The 19,959-nt window shown below is 71.6% G+C and carries 15 protein-coding genes; 9 read left to right on the plus strand and 6 right to left on the minus strand.

All coding sequences use genetic code 11. The annotated features are described in order from the left end of the window. The first annotated feature begins 49 nt into the window (after window positions 1–49). The 3 genes from Q0Z83_RS07050 to Q0Z83_RS07060 all read left to right on the plus strand — a co-directional run bounded on the left by Q0Z83_RS07050 (window position 50) and on the right by Q0Z83_RS07060 (window position 7,275). Window positions 50–1,090 (plus strand): DMT family transporter, encoded by a 1,041-nt coding sequence (locus tag Q0Z83_RS07050; protein ID WP_317792987.1) that lies wholly within the window; start codon window positions 50–52, stop codon window positions 1,088–1,090. A gap of 94 nt (window positions 1,091–1,184) precedes the next feature. Then, window positions 1,185–6,062: a diguanylate cyclase domain-containing protein gene (locus Q0Z83_RS07055; RefSeq protein WP_317792989.1), complete on the plus strand. Its 4,878-nt coding sequence runs from the start codon at window positions 1,185–1,187 to the stop codon at window positions 6,060–6,062. A 178-nt stretch (window positions 6,063–6,240) separates the two neighbouring features. Continuing rightward, window positions 6,241–7,275, plus strand: a complete 1,035-nt coding sequence (locus Q0Z83_RS07060; RefSeq protein WP_317792990.1) for a WD40 repeat domain-containing protein — start codon at window positions 6,241–6,243, stop codon at window positions 7,273–7,275. 769 nt (window positions 7,276–8,044) lie between these two features. On the opposite strand, the gene Q0Z83_RS07065 is transcribed toward Q0Z83_RS07060, so the two are convergent. Further along, a complete protein-coding gene (locus tag Q0Z83_RS07065) occupies window positions 8,045–9,787 on the minus strand; it encodes an ABC transporter ATP-binding protein (protein ID WP_317792991.1) in 1,743 nt (580 codons plus the stop codon). Between the two features lie 52 nt (window positions 9,788–9,839). Between Q0Z83_RS07065 and Q0Z83_RS07070 the strand changes: the two genes are divergently transcribed. Then, complete coding sequence (locus Q0Z83_RS07070; RefSeq protein WP_317792992.1) at window positions 9,840–10,388, plus strand: TetR/AcrR family transcriptional regulator; 549 nt, start codon at window positions 9,840–9,842, stop codon at window positions 10,386–10,388. A gap of 18 nt (window positions 10,389–10,406) precedes the next feature. Beyond that, window positions 10,407–11,273, plus strand: a complete 867-nt coding sequence (locus tag Q0Z83_RS07075) for a hypothetical protein (protein ID WP_317792993.1) — start codon at window positions 10,407–10,409, stop codon at window positions 11,271–11,273. Window positions 11,274–11,480: 207 nt separating this feature from the next. On the opposite strand, the gene Q0Z83_RS07080 is transcribed toward Q0Z83_RS07075, so the two are convergent. Then, window positions 11,481–12,728, minus strand: a complete 1,248-nt coding sequence (locus tag Q0Z83_RS07080) for an IS256 family transposase (protein WP_317792994.1) — start codon at window positions 12,726–12,728, stop codon at window positions 11,481–11,483. Between the two features lie 174 nt (window positions 12,729–12,902). Continuing rightward, window positions 12,903–13,313 carry a MarR family winged helix-turn-helix transcriptional regulator gene (locus Q0Z83_RS07085; protein WP_317792995.1) on the minus strand — a complete coding sequence of 137 codons (411 nt, stop codon included), beginning with the start codon at window positions 13,311–13,313 and terminating at the stop codon, window positions 12,903–12,905. 56 nt (window positions 13,314–13,369) lie between these two features. On the opposite strand from Q0Z83_RS07085, the gene Q0Z83_RS07090 reads away from it, so the two are divergent. Continuing rightward, complete coding sequence (locus Q0Z83_RS07090) at window positions 13,370–14,185, plus strand: alpha/beta fold hydrolase (RefSeq protein ID WP_317792996.1); 816 nt, start codon at window positions 13,370–13,372, stop codon at window positions 14,183–14,185. On the opposite strand, the gene Q0Z83_RS07095 is transcribed toward Q0Z83_RS07090, so the two are convergent. Both Q0Z83_RS07095 and Q0Z83_RS07100 read right to left on the minus strand, forming a co-directional pair. Beyond that, the gene (locus tag Q0Z83_RS07095) at window positions 14,137–15,585 is read right to left on the minus strand and encodes a GGDEF domain-containing protein (protein WP_317792997.1); all 1,449 of its coding nucleotides are present in this window, start codon (window positions 15,583–15,585) and stop codon (window positions 14,137–14,139) included. The two genes, Q0Z83_RS07090 and Q0Z83_RS07095, sit on opposite strands and share 49 nt — an antisense overlap. Before the next feature lie 105 nt (window positions 15,586–15,690). Next, window positions 15,691–17,250, minus strand: a complete 1,560-nt coding sequence (locus Q0Z83_RS07100; protein WP_317792998.1) for an FMN-binding glutamate synthase family protein — start codon at window positions 17,248–17,250, stop codon at window positions 15,691–15,693. A gap of 153 nt (window positions 17,251–17,403) precedes the next feature. Between Q0Z83_RS07100 and Q0Z83_RS07105 the strand changes: the two genes are divergently transcribed. Then, window positions 17,404–18,003 (plus strand): M23 family metallopeptidase, encoded by a 600-nt coding sequence (locus tag Q0Z83_RS07105; RefSeq protein WP_317792999.1) that lies wholly within the window; start codon window positions 17,404–17,406, stop codon window positions 18,001–18,003. A 4-nt stretch (window positions 18,004–18,007) separates the two neighbouring features. Here Q0Z83_RS07105 and Q0Z83_RS07110 read toward each other — a convergent pair whose 3' ends face one another. Beyond that, a complete protein-coding gene (locus Q0Z83_RS07110) occupies window positions 18,008–18,640 on the minus strand; it encodes a TetR/AcrR family transcriptional regulator (RefSeq protein ID WP_317793000.1) in 633 nt (210 codons plus the stop codon). 59 nt (window positions 18,641–18,699) lie between these two features. Here Q0Z83_RS07110 and Q0Z83_RS07115 point away from each other — a divergent pair, with 59 nt between their 5' ends. Together Q0Z83_RS07115 and Q0Z83_RS07120 are read left to right on the plus strand one after the other, a co-directional pair. Then, window positions 18,700–18,954 (plus strand): hypothetical protein, encoded by a 255-nt coding sequence (locus tag Q0Z83_RS07115; protein WP_317793001.1) that lies wholly within the window; start codon window positions 18,700–18,702, stop codon window positions 18,952–18,954. Window positions 18,955–18,982: 28 nt separating this feature from the next. Beyond that, window positions 18,983–19,945 carry a hypothetical protein gene (locus tag Q0Z83_RS07120; RefSeq protein ID WP_317793002.1) on the plus strand — a complete coding sequence of 321 codons (963 nt, stop codon included), beginning with the start codon at window positions 18,983–18,985 and terminating at the stop codon, window positions 19,943–19,945. Window positions 19,946–19,959: the final 14 nt, after the last annotated feature.

The following is a 19,959-nucleotide window of genomic DNA, read 5'->3' on the forward strand; positions in this document are numbered from 1 at the left end:
CAGGAATCGTCACTGGACCTGCATAGTTGTAGGCCCGATGCTCTGCGGTATGGGTCCACTGCTCTGCCTGCTGTCGGCCGCCGGTTTCGGCGCCATGTCGATCTTCGGAAAGTTCGCCTACGACGCCGGAGTGTCCCCGTCCGCCCTGCTCCTGGTGCGGTTCGTGATGGCCGCCCTGATACTGGCCGGTCTCCTCGCACTCCGGCCCGTCGCGGGGCGGGCACCGCTGTCGCGGCCCAGCGGGTGGACGGTGTCGGCCGCGTTGGCGCTCGGTGCGGTCGGGTTCGCCACCCAGGCGACGCTCTACTTCGAGGCGCTGCGGCTGATGGACGCTTCGCTGCTGTCGTTGATCCTCTACACGTACCCACTGATGGTCACCGCCGCCGCGGTGCTGCTGCGCCGTGACCGGATGACCCGCAACCGCGCCATCGCCCTGGCCGTGGCCTCCGCCGGAACCCTGCTCGTCCTCCTCGGCGCCGGAGCCGGCGCGCTGAGCCCGCTCGGAGCCGCGCTCGGGTTCGGGGCGGCCCTCACCTACACCATCTACATCCTCGCTTCGGACCGCGTGCTGCGCAGCGTGCCGCCGATGCTGCTGGCCACCCTGGTGATGACCGGAGCGGCGCTGGCCTTGGCCGGGAAAGCCCTGGTCACCGGGGGAGTGGACCTCGGTTTCAGCCCGGCCGGCTGGTTCTGGGTGACCTGCATCGCGGTCGTCTCCACGGTACTGGCGTCGTTGACGTTCTTCGCCGGCCTACGCCGAACCGGGCCCTCGACGGCCGCCATCCTCTCCACCGTCGAGCCGGTCATCACCACCACGCTGGCCGCCGTGACGCTCGGCGAGTTCCTGACTCCGGCCCAGCTCGCCGGCGGGGTGCTGGTGCTCGCGTCGGTAGCCGTCGTCCAGCTCCGCCCGCGCCGCGCCACCCGGGCCCAGGCCCCGGTTCCGTCGGCCGAGCGCGCAGCGAACCGGCCGAGATTCGAGTCGTCGCGGTCAGCGGTAGATCGCGTGTTCCAGGCCGAGGTTGCGGATCGCCTCCAGGTCGACAGCGGTCAGCGCGGCACGCGACGGCTCGGCGGCACCACGCTCTGAGCCCGCCGCCGCCGGCGGTGACCGTCGTGCACAGGGCCGGGCCCGAAGCCCTCAGCGTGGCGTGGGCCCGGCCGATCAGGATCAGGTGAACTCCGTGTCACCGGTCCGGGAGGTCCTGTACGACAGCGACCGCACCCGGGTGATCCGGGTACGGCCGTACGGCGGCGGGCCGGCCGTCATCGAGAAACAGCCGCTCGGGCCGGGCGCAGGCGACCGGCTCCGCAACGAGCTGGCCGTCCTGCGCCGGCTCCAGGGCACCCTCGGCGTGCCCCGGCTCCTTCCGGACAGCCCCGACGGCACCGTCGGCTACACCGAGACCCCGGCCGCCACGTTGGCCTCGCTGACCCTGCCGCTGCTCGTCCCCGCCCTGCTCGACCTGGCGATCGACCTGGCCGGCACGCTCGCCGCCGTGCACCGCCAGGGCGTCGTACACCGTGACGTCAGCCCGGCCAACGTGCTGATCCCCGTCGTGGACGGCGAGCCGGCGCCGCACGCCCGGCCGATCCTGATCGACTTCGAGCTGGCCACCACGGCCACCGTGGACCTCGCGGCCCCGGCCGGCACGACCGGCGACGTGATAGCCGGCACGCTGGCCTACCTGGCGCCGGAACAGACCGGCCGCACCGGCCGCCCGGTCGACCACCGCGCCGACCTCTACGCGTTCGGGGCCGTGCTGTACGAAGCCGCGACCGGGGCGCCCCCGTTCGGCCGCGACGGCGACCCGCTGCGCCTGGTCCACGACCACCTGGCCCGCGTGCCGGCGCCGCCGATCCGGTCGAACCCGGACCTTCCGCCGTTGCTGTCCGACATCATCCTGCGGCTGCTCGACAAGGAACCCGACCAGCGGTACCAGAGCGGCGAAGGGCTCGCCTACGACCTGACCCGGCTGCGGGACGAGACCGCCGCGTTCGTGCTGGGGGAGCGGGACTTCCCGATGCGCCTGGCCCCGCCCCGGCAACTGGTCGGCCGGGAGGAGCCGCTGGCGACGCTGCGCGGGATGCTCGCCACCGCCACCGCCGGCAACCGTGGCGTCGCGCTGATCACCGGCCCACCCGGCGTCGGCAAGACCGCGCTCGTCGACCGGCTGCGCCCGGCCGTGGCGGCGGCCGGCGGCCGGTTCGTGGCCGGCAAGTTCGACCAGTTCCGGCGCGATCTCGGCGCCGACGCGGTACGGCAGGCGTTCTGCGCCCTCGGCGACCAGCTGCTCGCCGAACCCGACGATGAGGTGGCCCGCCTGCGCGAGCGGCTGCCGGAGCGTCTGGGCCCGAACGCGGGACTGGCCGCGGCCGTGCTCCCACCCTTCGCCGCGCTGCTCGGTGTGGCACCGGAACCGGGCGACGACGACCCACGCCGGGCCGCGTCCCGGCTCCGCCAGGTCGGCCTGGACCTGCTGCGGGCCGTCGCGTCCAGCGCCCGACCGGTGACCCTGTTCATCGATGACCTGCAATGGGCCAGCGCCGGCGCGTTCGGGTTCCTGGACGCCGTGCTCGCCGAACCGGACCTGCCCGGCGTGCTGATCCTCGGCGCGTTCCGGGAGGCCGAGGTGGACGCCGCGCACCCGCTGACTCCGACCCTGGCCCGGCTGCGCGACACCGGCGGCAACGTCGGCGAGCTGCCGCTGGCCAACCTGCCACCCGGAGATCTGACCACACTGCTGGCACGGATGCTGCGCCTGCCGAACCCGGCCGCGGTGCCGCTGGCCGAGCTGCTCGCCGCGCACACCGGCGGCAACCCGTTCGACTCCGTCGAGATGGTCAACGCGCTGCGGCGCGACGGGGTGCTGGTTCCTGACGGCGACGGCTGGCGCTGGGACCCGGCGACGGCACGCCGGTTCGTCGCACGCGGCGACGTCGTGGACCTGCTCGGCGCCCGCATCGAGGAGCTGCCGGAACAGACCCGCGCACTGCTGGAGGTGATGGCCTGCCTCGGCGGCGAGGTCGACCTGACGCTCCTGCCGATCGCCGCCGGCCGCCCGGCCGAGACGGTCGACGCCGAATTGCTGCCCGCAGCCGACGAAGGCCTGGTCGAGGTGCACCGCGACGGCACACCGGCCGCGTGTTTCCGGCACGACCGGGTGCAACAGGCGGCGTACGCCCGCTTGGATGCACCGGCCCGGACCGGACTGAGCCTGACGCTGGCCCGCCGGCTGGCGTCCGAACCCGCCTACGCCCTGGCCGCCGCCCGCCTCTACCTGACGGCCGTGGACGAGCTGACCGACCCGGACGAGCGGCTGCTGGCCGCGTCCCTACTGCGCCGGGCCGCCGCAGCGGCCCGTCTGGTGGTGAACCATGCGGCGGCACAGGCGTTCCTGGCCGCGGCGGTACGGCTCCTGCCCGCGACCGACAGCGGCTACCGGCAGGCGCAGGCGGAATGGCACGCGTCACTGTGCAGCCTCGGCCGGTTCACCGAGGCCGACGAGGTGTTCCAGGCACTGGAGGCGGCCGGTGGCGATCCGGTGCCACACGCGGGCGCGGTCTGCGAACAGATCGTCGGTCTCACCAACCGGGGCCGGATGCCGGACGCGCTGGAGCTCGGGCTGCGCCTGCTGGGCCGGCTCGGGGTCGCCGTGCCCGGCCGCGACGAACTGGGCCCGCGGATCGGCGCCGGTCTGGACGTCCTGTACGGATGGCTGGCCACCGGCGACGCCGAGGACGACCTGGCCCGCCCCGAGCTCACCGAACCCCGCCAGGTCGCGATCGCCCGGGTGATCAACCGGCTGATCCCGCCGGCCTTCTTCTGCGACCAGATCATGATGGCGTGGCTGGTGCTGGAGTCGGGCGCGCTGTGGGCGGCCCACGGCCCGGCCGCCGCGCTCGTCGGCCCGCTGAGCCACGCCGGATTCGTGACCGTCCCGGCGCGCGGCGACTATCGGGCCGGGTATCGGGCGGTACGTCGGGTGCTCGCGGTGGGCGGGGCCCGCGGCTGGGAACCGGACACGTCACAGGCGAAGTTCCTGCACGCGCTGGGCACGGTCGCCTGGTTCGAGCCGGTACAGCACATGGTCGGCATCGCCCGGGAGGCGCACGAGGGGCTGCTGCGCGGCGGCGACCTGCAGAACGCCGCCTCCACCTACTTCGCGTCCCTGCCGGGGCTGCTGGACGCCGGGCCGGACCTGGACGCCTACGCCGCCGAGGCCGACGCCGCGCTGATGCTGTGCGGCCGGATCGGATACGACCACGCCGACGCGGCGTTCCGGGCCCACCGGCAGCTCGCCCGGACACTGCGCGGCGAGGCCGACGACGACGGCCTCGACGAGGCCGAGATCGAGGGAAACCCGACGGCGGCGGTCAATTTCCATATCGTACGGTCGGTGGCCGCGGCCGTTCTCGGCGAACGCGACGTCCTGAACCGGCACACCGCCGCCGCCCTGACCCTGTTGCCGTGCATCACCGCGACGTACGGCAACGCGCAGGCGCACGTCCTGGCGGCGCTCGCCGCGGCCGAACGGGCCCGCACCGCCACCGGCGACGGCGACCGGGAGACGGCCCTGGCCGACCTGGACCTCAGCGCACGGTTCCTCGCCGAGCGGGCGGTCGACCAGCCCGGCAACTTCGGGCACCTGCTCCGGCTCGCCGACGCGGAACGCGCCTGGGCGACGGGTGACTTCGACGCTGCGGCCACCGCCTACGACGCCGCGGTGTCCGGCGCTTCCGGCGGTGGTTCACCCTGGCACGCGGCGCTGATCGCCGAGCGGGCCGCGCTGTTCTTCGACGCCCACCGGATGCCGCACGTCAGCCGGCAGATGCTCACCGAGGCCCACCGCGGATATGCGGTCTGGCGCGCGCACCACAAGGTCCACCTGCTGGAGCGGGAGCATCCGTTCCTCGCCGCGCCGCCGGCCCATGCCGGGGCCCCGGCGTCGCCGACTGTTCGCACGTCGCACAGCATCAATCTGTCCACCGAGGTGATCGACCTGATGGCGGTGCTGGAGGCGGCCCGGGCACTGAGTTCGGAGACCGACCTGGACCGGCTGCGGCACCGGGTGGAACAGGTGCTCAGCGCCATGACCGGGGCGACCGCCGTACGGGTCCTGCTCCGCGACGACGCCACCGGCGAATGGATGCTGCCGGCCGACGTCCGGGCGGTCCGGCCGGCGCTGACCCTCGCCGAAGCCGGCGAACGCGGCCTGCTGCCGGTGACCGCCGTCCGCTACGCCGACCGCACCGGCGAGCCGATGCTCGTCGACGACGCCACCCACGACGACCGGGTGGCCCGCGATCCGTACCTGGCCGGGCTGCCGCACTGCTCGCTGCTGGTCGTGCCGGTGCTCAGCCAGGGACTGCCCCGGGCCATGCTGGTGCTGGAGAACCGGCTGACCCGGCAGGCGTTCTCCGCCTCCCGGCTGGACGCGGTCCAGCTGATCGCCGGGCAGCTCACCGTCTCCCTGGACAACGCCCTGGTGTACGCCTCCCTGGAGCGGCGGGTCGCCGAACGCACCGAGGAACTCGGCGAGGCGAACCGCCGCCTGGAGATGCTGACCCTCACCGACCCGCTCACCGGCCTGGCGAACCGTCGCCGCCTCACCGAGACGCTGGACGCCCTGTGGGTGCAGTCGCTGCGCTCCGGCGACCCGATCGGCCTGGCCATGATCGACATCGACCATTTCAAGAAGTACAACGACCACTACGGCCACCAGGGCGGCGACGAATGCCTGCGCCGGGTCGCAGGCGCGCTGCGCGACGCCGTTCGCACGACGGATCTGGTCGCCCGGTACGGCGGCGAGGAGTTCTGTGTCGTCATGCCCGCCGCCGGGACGCCGGGCGCCGTCGCGGTCGCCGAACGGGCCGTGCAGGCGGTGGCCGCCCTGCGGGAGTCGCACGTGCTGGCCGACGGCGGCATCGTGACCATCAGCGTGGGCGTGACCAGCGCGACCCCCACCGGCGGCGTCCCGCCCGACCATCTGATCAAGTGGGCTGACGAGGCCCTCTACGAGGCCAAACGCACCGGCCGTAACCGGGTCGCCGCCTCCTGACCCGGGACGCCTCCGTCCTACCACGGTGGCTCTTTCGGGTCGGAGTTGCGAGACGGCGGAGAGTGCCGGTGCTATGGGTGGCGTTCCGCAAACTCAAGAGATCAACTGTGGACAGTGGTGGGCGCTGTCCCGTCGGGGACTACCATGGGCTGCGTCACTTCGCTGGAAGGGCGGCACCGTGCGGCAGGCGCTGGTCAAGAGTTCCCCGGAGGTGGCGTCGGCTCTCTCGGTCCGGCCCGATGGCTCGGCGCCGCGATGGCGGCCCGTCTGGGTGGCCGACACCGGCTCGTCGACGGACGGGTTCGTCACCGCGGTCGGCTGCTCGCCCGGGGCGGATCTGCTCGCGGTCGGGGACCGCAGCGGGTGCCTACGTCTCTACCGGCGCGACGGCGGCCTGATCGCTGAGCGGCGCACCGACCGCGCGGCCGGCCTCACGGCGCTGGCCTGCGGTCATCACGCCGGGCGGCCCTACCTGGTGTCGCTCGACCGCGGCAACGTCCTACAACTGTGGGACGGCCGCACCGGCGAACCGTTGACCTCGGTGTCACTGACCGGCCGCCGGGGTTCCCACCTGAGTCTCGTCTCGATCGGCGGCCGGTTGATCGCTTCCCTGGCCGGTGACAAGTGGCGGGGAGTCCTGATCGACCTGGCCTCCGGCCGGAAAGTCGCCAGAGACGAGTTCGAACCCCACCCGATCGTCTTCCTCGACGGCCACCCGGTGACCGTGACGGCAGACGCTGACGGCGTCCTCCAGGTGACCCCCATTCCGGCCGCCACCGGGGTTCCGGCCGCCACCGGGGTTCCGGCCGCCACCGGGGTTCCGGCCGCCACCGGGGTTCCGGCCGCCAGCAGGATTCCGGCCGCTACCACGGTTCCGGCCGTCCGCCGCAACACCGCGCCGTCGGCTGCCGGCATCGAGGAGGACGCGCCCCGGGGACTCGACGCCACGAGTGGCTGCGTGCCGGGAGCGCCCGGACCGGTGATCTGTTTCGACGCCGCTGGGCAGCTGATGGCCGGTGTGATCCGTTCCCACCGGGTGACGATCTGGGATGTCGCCGAGCACCGCACCGTCGATGAGCTGACGGCCCAGGTCCCGGTCGATGGGCTGGCGGCCACCGCCGGAGGAGACCTGATGTTCCTCGCCGGCGGGGAGGCCGTGTTCCTGGCCCACGAGGAGCCGGACACCGGCGCGCCGCCCGAATCCACGTTGTAGCCAAGGGGAAGGACGGCTCTAGACACCTTTCGCGGTCGGGGTCTGGCTGGTGATGGCGGAGATAGACCTGTTCCGGTGAGGTAGCCGTCGATCAGACGGGTGCGATATTGCATGCGTTTGAGGCGGTTCTTCACCGCGGCGGCCAGGTCGGTGGCGGTGTGGACGGCGAGGTTGGCGAGGCTGCCTTTCATCGTCGACCAGACCTTTCAGTTCCGGCGCGTACGCGGGCAGCTCTACCGGGTTCAGCTCCGCCGCGTACGCGGGCGGCTGGTAGACCCGCAGCCAGTTCCGGGCGGCGATCGCCGCCCGCGTCGCCGGTGTCCGGTGCGCGGACAGGCCGTCCCAGCCCAGCACGATCGGCGTCTGGAGCTGCTGGTGGGCGGCATCCAGCAGCCGGATCAGGTCTGGCGTTCGGAACCGGCCCTTTTGAGGCCGGCGCTTGCGCGCCACCGGCGGTCCAGGCCGGCGCTTGCGCGCCACCGGCAGTCCAGGCCGGCGCCTGTGCGCCACCGGCAGCCCAGGCCCGCCGCTGGTAGGCCGACTTCGTCGACACCTCCAGCCGGGCGGCGAACTCGACCGCCGATCTACCCTCGGCGAACGTCTGCCCCGCTTGACGCCGCACTCGCTCCCGTCGTGCCCGTTCGGCCTGGTCAACGCCGCCGCCATCGCCGAATCGCATACCGACCAGCACAACCGACACCCACCTGCCGACACGATCACCCGCAAGCCTCACAGCGGATCTGCGCCAGACCCCCAACCCAGAAGGTGTCTAGGCGTAGGTCGTGTCGGTGGCGGCTATTCGCAGGGCCTCCACCAGGCGGCGGTACAGGTCGTCGGTGGAATACAGGTCGGTGTGGGTGCCCTGGGCTCGGACCCGGCCGTCCTCCAGGACGATGATGCGGTCGGCGTCGAGGACTGTGGACAGGCGGTGGGCGATCGTCACCACCGCGCCGGACGAGGCTCGCTCTCGGATGCAGTCCTGCACGGCGGCCTCGGTCAAACCGTCGACCTGGGCGGTCGCCTCGTCCAGCAGGAGGATCTCGGGGGTGCGCAGCAACGCGCGGGCCAGGGCGATCCGTTGTCGCTGGCCGCCGGACAGGTCGGTGGCGCTCAGGGCCGGGTCGACGCCGTCCAGTCGGACGGCGGTCAGCACCGTTCGGATCTCGTCGTCGGTGGCGTCGGGATGGGTGAACCGCAGGTTGTCCGCGATGGTGCCCGGCAGCACCGGGGTCTCCTGCTCGACGTAGGCGAGCCGGCCGCGGACCTCGGAGTGGCTCCACTCGGTGTATGGCCGGCCGTCCAGCAGGATGCGGCCGTGCTCCGGCTCCAGGAAACGCAACAGCAGCGAGAACAGTGTGGTCTTGCCGGCGCCGGACGGGCCGACGATGGCGGTGTGGCCGTGTCGCGGGATCTCCAGGTCGATGCCGCGGACCGCGGGCGCCACATCGGGGCCGTAACGGGCGGTGACCCCTTGCAGCACCAGGACCGGCCCACCCGCCGCCGTCGCCGAGGGCGCGAACACGGCCGGACCGTCCGTTGCGGAGGGGGAGTGATCGGCGGGCTCCTGGCCGATCGTGTCGAGCTCGTTGATGCGGGCGGCGGCGGCCATGCCGGACTGGAGCGCCGTCAGGTTCTGCGTCAGCTCGCTGATCGGGCCCATCAACTGGAACACGTAGAGCAGGAACGCCACCAGTGTGGACACCTCGAGCAGGCCCAGGCTGGCGCGCCACGCCCCGACGGCCAGGATCAGCATCACCGAGAGCTGGATGCCGGACCACGAAATGGTCCACACGGTGGCCGAGACCCGCGCGGCCCGGATGCTGTGGGTCGCGGCGTCCTGGGCGTTGCCGATGATCTGGTCGCCCTGGCGGGTCTCGGCGCGGCTCGCCTTGACCGTGCGGATGGCCCGCAGCGAACCCTCCAGATTGGCGCCGAGACGGCCCACCGACTCCTGCGCGGCGGTCTGTGCGACGCCGATGCGGGGCAGCAGGCGGCTCATCCCGGCGCCGACCACCACGACCGCGCTGAGCGTGCAGGCCAGCAGGGTCAGGTCGAGGACGCCCATCAGGATCAGCGTGCCGATCAGGCCGACACCCGCGTTGATCAGGCCGATCAGGCTGCCGGAGGCGGCGTGCAGCAGGCCGGTGTCGGAGGTGACCCGGGTGACCAGCTCGCCGGTGGGACGGCGCTGCAGGTCGAGGACCCGGGCCCGGAAGTAGCGCCTGATGATCGAGGTGCGAGCGTCCAGGACGATCTGCTCGGCGAGCGTGCCCATCAGGATCCACTGCCAGAGGCCGATGGCGGCTCCGATGACGACCAGGCCGGCCAGGACGGCGACCGGACGGGCCAGATCGAGGCCGCTGGAGAAGCTGTCGAGCACCCACTTGGTGACCATCGGGGTGGCCAGACCGGCGGCGTTGGCGGCCAGGCCGAGGACCAGGCCGAGCAGCATGGTGCGGCGATGCGGGCGGAGCACGGTGAGGAGGGTTCTCAGGCGCGTGGGATCCGGCATGCCCATAGTGGAACACTGATGTTCCGTTCTGGGCAAGTGTTATTCTGCGCCGGTGACAAGCGTCCCATCCGGCAGCCGGGCCCGGACCCGGCAGGCGATCCTCGACGCGGCGATCGAGGTGATGGCCCGCAATCCGGCCGCGTCGCTCGGTGACGTGGCCGAGGCGGCGGACGTCGGGCGTACCACTCTGCATCGCTATTTTCCGGAGCGCAGCGACCTGATCGCCGCCCTGCGGGCCGAGGCCATCGCCCGCGTCGACGGTGCGGGCGCCCGGGCCCGGATCGAGGAGGGCGCCGGCGCGGCCGCCCTGGTGCGGCTCTGCCAGGAATATTTCGATCTGGGCGACGTGCTGTCGTTGCTCTTCCGGGAGCAGGTCGAGACCGACGAGGGCGGCTGCGACGACGGGTTCGACGCCATGGTCCGGCGCGGGCACGCCGACGGCAGCATCGATCCGGAGCTGCCGCCGGTCTGGGTGCTCAATCTGGTGTGGTCGCAGCTCTACGCCGGTTGGAGCTACGTGTCCGAGCACGGCGCGTCCCGCCACGACACGCTGCGGCTGGTGCTGCGGTGCGTGTCGGGTGCCGTGCGCCCGCATCCCTGACCGGGCAGGATCAGGGGCATGAGCTTCGATCTCGACGCAGCGGCCAGGTTCGTCGCGATGAACGGCCGTGCCCTCGACTGGCGGCGGATGAGCCACCTGCTCGGCGCCGCCACCACCGAGCAGGTGTTGACCGCTCTGGACGCCTATCACAACCCCGACGGGGGGTACGGCTGGGCGCTCGAACCCGACCTGCGTTCGGTGACGAGTCAGCCGGTCGCCGCCATGCACGCGCTGGAGGTGCTGGCCGAGGTCGGTGACACGGGTTCGCGCTCGCCCCGGCTGTTCGACTGGCTGGCCGAGCACTCCCTCGGCGACGGCGGCATCCCGTTCGCCCTGCCGTTCGCCGACATCGACGGCAGCGCCCCGCACTGGACCACGGCCGACCCGGACGCGTCGTCGCTCCAGATGACCACGCAGCTCGCCGCCCAGGCGCACCGCCTGGTCCGGGGTCGGCCCGACCTGGCCGGGCATCCGTGGCTGACCGGTGCCACCGGGTACTGCCTGTCGGTGATCGACGGGCTGTCGGGAGCGCCCAGCGCGTACGAGCTGATGTTCGTCATGCGTTTTCTGGACGCCGTGCCGGAGCCGGGTCGCCTGCTGGAACGGGTCGCGGCCATGGTTCGGACCGACGGTCCGACGCCGGTCGGCGGCACCGTCGGCGAAGTGCTGCATCCGCTCGATTTCACGCCGGACGCCGCCAGGGCGTCGCGGGCGCTGTTCAGTAAGGAGGCCATCGCCGCCGACCTGGACCGGCTGGCCGCCGGCCAGCAGCCGGACGGCGGATGGGCGGTCGATTTCCCGGCCTACAGCCCGGCTGCGGCGATCGAGTGGCGCGGTTACGCCACGGTCGGTTCGGTACGGATCCTGCGCGCCGAAACGACGTAAGGAGGACGGCCCGCGCCGCAACGACGTAAGGAGGGCGGCCCGCGCCGCAACGACATAGGGAAGGCGGCCCGCGCCGCAGCGACATAACGAGGGCGGCCCGCGCCGCAGCGACGTAAGGAAGGCCGGCCGCGTAGAGGCGACGGCGGCGGGTCGACGCGGTCAAGCCCCTGGAAGTGGTGTAACGGCTGATCTTTCGAGTTGTGCTGGTTAGAGACTGGTCGCGGTTTCGAGTTCGGGCAGTTCGGTGGTGGCTGTGGTGGTCTTGGCGCCGTCGCGGGCCTTGGCGAGGATTTCGAGGGCGAAGTAGCGGCGGCCTTCGGTCCATTCGTCGTGTTGCTCGGCCAGGACAGCGCCGACGAGTCGGGTGACGGCGTCGCGGTCGGGGAAGATCCCGACGACGTCGGTGCGGCGGCGGATCTCCTTGTTCAAGCGCTCGTTGGGGTTGTTCGACCAGATCTGACGCCAGATGGGTTGCGGGAAGGCGGTGAAGGTCAGCAGGTCGGCGCGGACGTCGTCGAGGTAGGCGGCGACCTTCGGCAACGATGCGCCGATCGAGTCGAGCAGCTTGTCGAACTGGGAGTTGACCGACCCCGGATCGGGCTGGTCATAGACCGAGTGCAGCATTGTCTTGACCGCCGGCCATGCCGACTTCGGGGTCACGGCCATGAGGTTTGCCGAAAAGTGGGTGCGACAGCGCTGCCACGACGTGCCGGGCAGGTTCGCCGCGATCGCGTCGACCAGGCCGGCATGGGCGTCGGAGGTTACGAGGAGGACACCGGTCAGGCCGCGGGCGACCAGATCGGCGAAGAACGCGTTCCACGCCTGCTTGGTCTCGCTGGTGGCGACCTTGACGCCGAGGACCTCGCGGTGGCCGTCGGCGTTGACGCCGGTCGCCACGAGCACGACGGCGTTGACGACCCGGCCCTGCTCCCGGACCTTCATGGTCAGCGCGTCGGCGGACACGAACGTGAACGGCCCGGACTCGCCCAGCGGGCGGGTGCGGAAGGCGTGGACTTGTTCGTCGAGGTCGGCGGCCATCCGTGACACCTGCGACTTCGACAGGCTGGTGATCCCGAGTGTCTGGACGAGTTTGTCCATCCGCCGGGTCGACACGCCGAGCAGGTAGCAGGTCGCGACCACGCTGACCAGCGCGGCCTCGGCCCGTTTGCGGCGTTCGAGCAGCCACTCGGGGAAGTACGAGCCGGACCGCAGTTTCGGCACGGCCACGTCGATGGTGCCGATGCGGGTGTCGAGCTCGCGGTGGCGGTAGCCGTTACGGGAGTTGACCCGCTCCGGGCCGGCCACGCCGTATTCGGCGCCGCAGACCGCGTCGGCCTCAGCCGACAACAGGCTGTTGATGACGGTCGACAGCAGGTGACGCATCAGATCCGGTGACGCGTCGCCGAGGGCTTGGCCGAGCAGACCGGCAGGGTCGATGATGTGTGGTGCGGCCATCGTGACGATTCCCTTTCGAGAGTTCCGTGAGACGTTCGCTCGAAAGATCACGCGATGGCCGCGCTCTATGCCGGACGGGATGTCCGACGCAGACGATCACGCCAACCGCGTTACACCACTATCAGGGACTCCACCGTCGACGCAACGACCGGGGGAGACGGCCGCCCGAAGCCGTTACGCGCCGGTGGCCCGGAGTAGTAGTTCGTGCAGGGTGTCGCGTTCACTGTCGGTGAGGTGGCCGAGGGACTCCCGGAGCACCTCGTCGACTGCGGCCGACCCCGCCCGCCGCAGGTCGTCGCCGGCCGGAGTGAGCCGGTGCTGGACTTTGCGGCCGGGGCCTTCGACGCGCTCGATGAGACCGCGATCGACCATCCGCCGGGCCAGCTCGCCCATCGACTGATCGGTCTGGAAGGTCAGCTCGGCCAGCCGGTGCAGTGACGGCTCGTGTTCGGCGTGCAGGTGACGCAGGGTGTCCCACTGGACGAGGGACAGGCCGAGTGGGGCCAGTCGCCGGTTGGCCTCGCGGTGGTGCCGCCATTGGAGGCGTTTGACGGCCAGTCCGACCTGCTGCAACGAGGCGCTCATGCCGCCCAGGTTATCGCAGGTTGCTTACCTAAGGAACCTGATCTAAGGTTCCTTACATGACTTCTCATCTGCTGACCGTCGACGGCATCGGCCCGGTCGAGGTCACCGTCACCGAGCGCGGCCAGGGCCGCCCGATCCTGCTCCTACACGGCGGCGGTGGCCCGCTGACCGTCACACCCTGGGCCGACCTGCAGGCCGCGCACGTGCTGATCCCGACCCACCCGGGCTTCAACGCGACCCCGCGCCCGGCCGCGCTCGACTCGATCGGCGGCCTCGCCGCCACCTATGTCGCCCTGCTCGACGCCCTCGACCTGACCGACGTCACGGTCGTGGGCAACTCGATCGGCGGCTGGATCGCCGCCGAGATGGCTCTGCTCGATCCGGCCCGGGTCGGCCGGTATGTCCTGGTCGACGCGGTGGGCATCGAGGTCCCCGGCCACCCGGTCGCCGACTTCTTCGCGCTCAGCCCGGCCGAGCTGGCCGAGCGCAGCTATCACGACCCGGCGACGTTCGGCGTCGACCCGGCCCGGCTGCCGCCGCCGGTCCGGGAGATGATGGCCGGTAATCGGGTGACCATCGAGGTGTACGCGGGACGGGCGATGACCGACCCGACGCTGGCCGGCCGGCTCGGCGGGGTGACCAGGCCGACCCTGGTCGTGTGGGGCGAGGCGGACCGGATCGGCGACCCCGACTTCGGCCGGGCCTTCGCCGCCGCGATCCCCGGCGCCGGGTTCACCCTGCTACCGGAGACCGGGCACCTGCCACAGATCGAAACGCCCGACGCGTTGACCGCCGTGGTCCGGGAGTTCATGCGCGACGAGACTCAGGCGGCCAGCGCCACCCGGTCGCGGCCGGCTCCCTTGGCCTCATAGAGGGCGGCATCCGCGCGGGCGAAGAGCGCCTCCGACGATTCCTGCCCGTCCCACACCGCGACGCCGGCCGAGAAGGTCTGCCCGGACGGTGTCAGCGGGCGCAGCCGATCCAGCAGTTCCGCGGCCAGTCTGCTCCCGCCGCACGGGATGATCAGGGCGAACTCCTCACCGCCGTACCGGGCCAGCAGGTCACCGGCGCGCAGACCGCTCGCCCACGCCGCGGCCGCCTCCTTCAGGAGCCGGTCACCCGCCTGATGGCCGTACTGGTCGTTGAACCGCTTGAAATGGTCGAGGTCGAGCACCGCCAGGGTGAGCAGGGTCCCGTCGCGGCGGGCGTGATCGAGAGCCAGCGGCAGCGCCTGCTCCCAGGCCCGCCGGTTGGCCAGGCCGGTCAGGGTGTCCCGCTGGGCCAGTTCGGTGAGCTCCTCGGCCTGGCTCTCCAGCTTCGACGCCTGCCGTTCGACCTGTCTGATGAGCACCGTCATCCGGGCCACCACCAGCAGGAACATGCCGACGCAGCCGCCCGCGATGGCCTGGGCGTCGGGTACCCGGTTGTCGTCGAACCACGCCTGCGCGGCCAGCAGCACCGGCGCGATCATGGTGGCCCCGGTGAGCAGCGCCAGTCGCCACCGGGAGAAGCCACGTTCGGTCACCTGGACCGGCGCGGCCAGGTCGCGGATGCCCGGATGCAGGCCGGCCGCGCCGTACAGGACGAAGGCCAGCAGGTAGCCGGAGTCCAGCAGGTGACTGCCGAAGGTGCCGGCGTCGAATTGGAAGTGGTCGGTGAACGCCCACGCGTAGTCGGCCGCCAGGTAGCTCATCATGCCGCAGGCGAGCAGCCGGAACGCGCCGTTGCGCATGCCGCCGCCGACCAGCATCCGGGTCAGCAGCATGAACAGCAGCAGGTCGAGGATCGGATAGCTGATCGCGACGATCCTGCCGACGGCGGTCAGTTCGTCGTCCTGGGTGGCCGGCTTCAGCAGATACACCCAGGCGATCAGCGAGACCGACCCGGTGATGATCACCGCCTCGATGAGCCCGCCCGGGTCACGTGCCGGCAGGCGGCGACGCAGGATCGACACCAGCACCGCGACCTCGCACGCCCCGGCGACCAGATAGAACCCGTCGGCCGGGGCCGGATAGAGGGACAGGCCGAGATGGCGGGCGTACCAGGCGTAGACGAAGTCGCCACAGGCCGCGAGCAGTTTGCACCCGGCGAACATGATCCACAGGTGGGCGGCCTCGGCCCGGTTGCGGCGCACGCCGATCACCATCGCGATCACACCGGACACCGCGATCGAGTCGTAGACGACGGTCTGCAGCCAGGTGTCCGGTGTCCGGAAATACCCGAGCACCGCGGCCACCAGGATCACCACGTACCAGCGCCACGCGGACCTCACCGGCTCATTCAAACAGCCGAGACGTCCAGCAGGTGCCGGATCGCGGGTGGCCCGTCGGCCAGAGCGGCCGCCCGCACCCCGGCGACAGGACGCGTCAACGCGAATCTAACGTGACGGAGGCGCGCTGCCGCCCTGCGGTTCATCGAGCATCAGCGCGATGACCGCCTCCCGGTCGGCTTTCGAGGGCAGGCCCCACCCGGGCTGGTAGTCGTAGACCCGGTCGAGCGGGGTGGCCGTGGTCCGCCCGTCGAGGATCTCCACCGACGACGTCTCGATCAGGCCGGGATGTTCGACACCGCACGCCTCGGCCACCTTGAGCAGGTCGCGACGCAGCGTCTGGACGTAGTTGGCGGCCCGCACCGACTTCAGCGCCGGGTCGAGGCCCCGGGTCAACCACCGGTTCTGGGTGGCGACGCCGGTCGGGCAGGTGTCGGTGTGGCATTTCTGGGCCTGGATGCAGCCGATCGCCAGCATCGCCTCGCGGGCCACGTTGACCATGTCGCAGCCGAGCGCGAACGCGACGATCGCATTGTCCGGCAGGCCGAGTTTTCCGGCGCCGATGAAGACGACCTTCTCGTGGAGGTCACGTTCGGCGAACAGCTTGTAGACCCGGGCGAACCCGACCTGGAACGGCAGCGACACCGAGTCGGAGAAGATCAGCGGGGCGGCGCCGGTACCGCCCTCGCCGCCGTCGACGGTCACGAAGTCGACGCCCCGGCCGGTGGTCGCCATCAGCGTGGTCAGTTCTTCCCAGAAGTCCAGGTCACCGACGGCCGACTTGATGCCCACCGGCAGCCCGGTCTCGTCGGCCAGCAACTCCACCCAGTCGAGCAGGCTGTCGGTGTCGGAGAACTCGGCGTGCCGCGACGGGCTCACACAGTCGACGCCCTGCGGGATGCCGCGGGTCTCGGCGATCTCCGCGGACACCTTCGCGCCGGGCAGCAGGCCGCCGAGGCTCGGTTTCGCGCCCTGGCTGAGTTTGATCTCCAGCGCCCGGATCGGGTTCGTCTCGACCACCGCCTTGAGCTTGGCCAGATCGAACCGGCCCTGCTCGTCCCGGCACCCGAAATAGGAGGTGCCGATCTGGAAGACCAGCTCACCGCCGTACCTGTGGTGCGGTGACAGGGCGCCCTCGCCGGTGTTCTGCAGACAGCCGGCGATGGCCGCGCCCCGGTTCAGCGCCTCCACCGCCGCACCGGACAGCGACCCGAAGCTCATCCCGGAGATGTTGACGACCGACGCGGGCCGGAACGCCTTGGCCCGCCCGCGCGCGGCGCCGAGCATCTTCGCGCACGGCACCGAGGCCTCGTATCCGGCTTCCGGATGCGAGCGAGGCACCGCCCGCCCGAACGTGCGGTGCTTGATGATCGGATATCCGGCGGTGTACTCGATGTCGTTGTCGGTGCCGAACCCGAAGTAGTTGTTCTCCTTCTTCGCCGACGCGTAGACCCATCGCCGCTGGTCACGGGTGAACGGCCGCTCCTCGTCGTTGGCCGCCACCACGTACTGCCGCAACTCCGGACCGATCGCCTCGATCAGATAACGACCGTGCCCGATCACCGGGAAGTTGCGCAGCAGTGCATGCCTGCGCTGTGTCAGATCACGCACCGCGACGGCCGCCACCGCGGCGACGGCGGCTCCGGCCGCCCAAAGACCCCGCTTCATGGTCCCGATTTTGCCGCCGACGGCGATGTCAAACCATTCGGGGGTACGGCCACCCGCCCCGGACACACCAGAAGGCGGTCAGCCCGTCACCGGTGCTTCGGAAAGAACAGACTGCCGGGGAGCGCGTTGACACGCTCTGCCAGGATCGGCCGGGTGACAGCCCGCACCCGTACCGGAATCGCCGTGGCCGTCGCTCTTCTGGCCGTCGCCGCACTGCTCGTCGTGCTGGTCCCGCGCACGCGCACCCCCGGCCCTCGTCCCGACTTCCAGCTGCCGGTGGCGTGCGGTGAGACCTGGATCCTCGGCACCTACCCGGGCCACGACGACTTCGACATCGACTTCTTCCCGTCGTCGGGCAGCGCCTGGGGCCGCCCGATCCACGCCTCGTTCGCGGGCACGGTGGTCGAGGCGGGCGTCAACGGCACCCTCGGCTCCCGCACCCCGGACAACCCGAAGGGCCCGTACGGCAGTGGCGCCGGCTACTGGGTGAAGATCGACCACGGCGGCCTGTGGGAGACCCAGTACCTGCACATGCTCGAACCGCCGATGGTCGCCGAGGGTGACCAGGTCACGCGGGGCCAGCAGCTCGGCCGGATCGGCAGTACCGGCAAGTCCGGCGCGCCCCACCTGCACTACGAGCAGCGGGCGGCCGGGGAGAAACGGGAGGCGATCTTCGCCGGTGAGCCCTCGGGCATCACCGACGACGACAGCGAGTACGAGGTGCGCCGCACGAGCCGCAACTGCCCGCCCTGACCGATCAGCCGACCGTGCCGAGGATCGCCTCCAGCCCACCGCTGAACAGCAGGTCACCGCTCCACCGGGACTCGTCGAGGTGCCCCGACTCGACGAGATGCGGATAGACGTCCGGGTCGGCGGTGATCCGCCGGCGCGCGCCGTCCCCGGCCGCCTGTCGGGTGACCGCCGAGCCGATGACGAAGTCGGCGATCAGGTGGGTGGTGACCGCCAGGGCTTCGCCGGTCAGGCCACCCCGGACCAGTGCGGCCTGCAGGAACTCGGTGCGGGCCAGCACGTTCGGCCCGATCAGTGGGCGACCGATCAGCGCCGGCGTCCACGGGTGGGCGAGCATCGCCGCGCGCCAGCCGTGCACCAGCCCGCGGACGTCGGCCCGCCAGTCGGCGCCCGGAGCCGGGAGCGGCACCTCGCCGAACACCTCGTCGACGGCCAGGTCGAGAACGTCGTCCTTGGTGCGGACGTGCCAGTAGAGCGCGGTCGACGTGACACCGAGGCGCTCGGCCAGGCGACGCATGGTGAGCGCCTCGGCACCGGCGGAGTCGAGGAGCTCCACCGCCGCCGCGACGATCAGGTCCCTGGTCAGTTGGGGGGTGCGGCGAGGCCGCTCCGGTTCGGCGCGCAGCCAGATCGAGGTCACCGCCCCATCTTAGGTTAACGTTGGTAAGTCAGGTTACCGGCGTTCAAGGAGGTGGCCCCGTGCCGGTCTTCCGCGTCCAGTTGGACAGTGATCGCACGACCGCACGCAAGGTCATGGAGTTGCATCTGGCCGGCCGGGTCCACCGGGTGTCGGTGGACGCCGCCCGGGAGGAGGTGTGGCGCTGTGGCCGTACCCCGGCGGCTGATCCGGTTTTCGTGGGTGTCAGCAACGGGGTGCCGGTCCGGCTGCTCTATGACGTGCAGGTGTGCCTCGATACCGAAGGCGGCAACCGTCGGGGGAGTCGTCCCGTCTGAGTGAAGAGCCGACACGGAGGAGAAACCCATGCGCGCACGCGTGACGACCCTGGTGCTCATCGCCCTGCTGGCCGGTGGATGTGCCCGGCCCGACACCGACATCGGCGGGACCGATCCCCAGCCGCTGCCCAGCGGGGCGCCGCCCGTGGTCAACACCCGCTGGGAGTCCTGTGACGTGGCCTCTCCCGAGTACGCGGACGCCCAGGATGCGCTCACCCTGCCTCGCCTCGACGACACGTTCGCGCCGGTGGCCGCCGTGATCTGCCGGAACGGCATCCGGGAGCGGCCGGGCGGCGGCAGCGAGATGACCGCCGTGGAGGCCCGCGCCGACGACCTGACCGGGCTCCTGCCGGCGCTGCGCCTGCCCGACGAGGCGCAGACCGCTCAGGCCTGCACCGCCGACCTGCCCGCGGTGCCGTGGCTGGCGCTGATCGACAAGGACGGCCGGTGGATCCGTCCCGGCATCCCGATCGACTCCTGTACCAAGCCCCGCATCGAGTTCCGGCGGGCGTACGAGAAGCTGACCACGGTCACCGTGAAGAGCCGGGTGGTGGCGCAGCTCGAATCGGACGAGGCCGCCAGTGCCGGGTGTTCGCAGCAGTACGGCGACATGACATGGGCCAGTGGCGGTCTTGAGAACGTGCAGGAGACCACTCTGGCGCCGCTGCCCGCGACCACCTCGGCGCGGCGATGCGTCTACGACGTGCCGGTGAAGGAGCGCGGCACCGGCAAACCGGCGGGCGAGTTCCGCGACGGCGGCCTGCTGTCGGCGGCCGATTGGACGGCGATCCGCGCGGAGGTCGAGTCGGCCGCTCCCGGGGTCGCCACCTGCAACACTCCGGCGAGCCGGTTCGCCGTGGTCCACCTGGAGCCGGGCGGCACCCTCAATGTCGAGGGCGATGGCTGTCGGCGCATCCTCGCCGAGCCGGCCAACGGTCCCAGCGGTTACTTCGCGGCGAGCGACCGCCTGATCGACCTGCTCTTCGGGTGAGTGCTATGTCCGTA

Source organism: Actinoplanes sichuanensis, from assembly GCF_033097365.1.
Taxonomy (GTDB): Bacteria; Actinomycetota; Actinomycetes; order Mycobacteriales; family Micromonosporaceae; genus Actinoplanes; species Actinoplanes sichuanensis.

What these genes read in the sequence shown, in the direction of transcription:
- Q0Z83_RS07100 (WP_317792998.1), bottom strand. Translation starts at nt 17,250, where the DNA reads ATGAAGCGGGGTCTTTGGGCGGCCGGAGCCGCCGTCGCCGCGGTGGCG.
- Q0Z83_RS07050 (WP_317792987.1), top strand. Translation starts at nt 50, where the DNA reads ATGGGTCCACTGCTCTGCCTGCTGTCGGCCGCCGGTTTCGGCGCCATG.
- Q0Z83_RS07075 (WP_317792993.1), top strand. Translation starts at nt 10,407, where the DNA reads ATGAGCTTCGATCTCGACGCAGCGGCCAGGTTCGTCGCGATGAACGGC.
- Q0Z83_RS07080 (WP_317792994.1), bottom strand. Translation starts at nt 12,728, where the DNA reads ATGGCCGCACCACACATCATCGACCCTGCCGGTCTGCTCGGCCAAGCC.
- Q0Z83_RS07065 (WP_317792991.1), bottom strand. Translation starts at nt 9,787, where the DNA reads ATGCCGGATCCCACGCGCCTGAGAACCCTCCTCACCGTGCTCCGCCCG.
- Q0Z83_RS07120 (WP_317793002.1), top strand. Translation starts at nt 18,983, where the DNA reads ATGCGCGCACGCGTGACGACCCTGGTGCTCATCGCCCTGCTGGCCGGT.
- Q0Z83_RS07090 (WP_317792996.1), top strand. Translation starts at nt 13,370, where the DNA reads ATGACTTCTCATCTGCTGACCGTCGACGGCATCGGCCCGGTCGAGGTC.
- Q0Z83_RS07085 (WP_317792995.1), bottom strand. Translation starts at nt 13,313, where the DNA reads ATGAGCGCCTCGTTGCAGCAGGTCGGACTGGCCGTCAAACGCCTCCAA.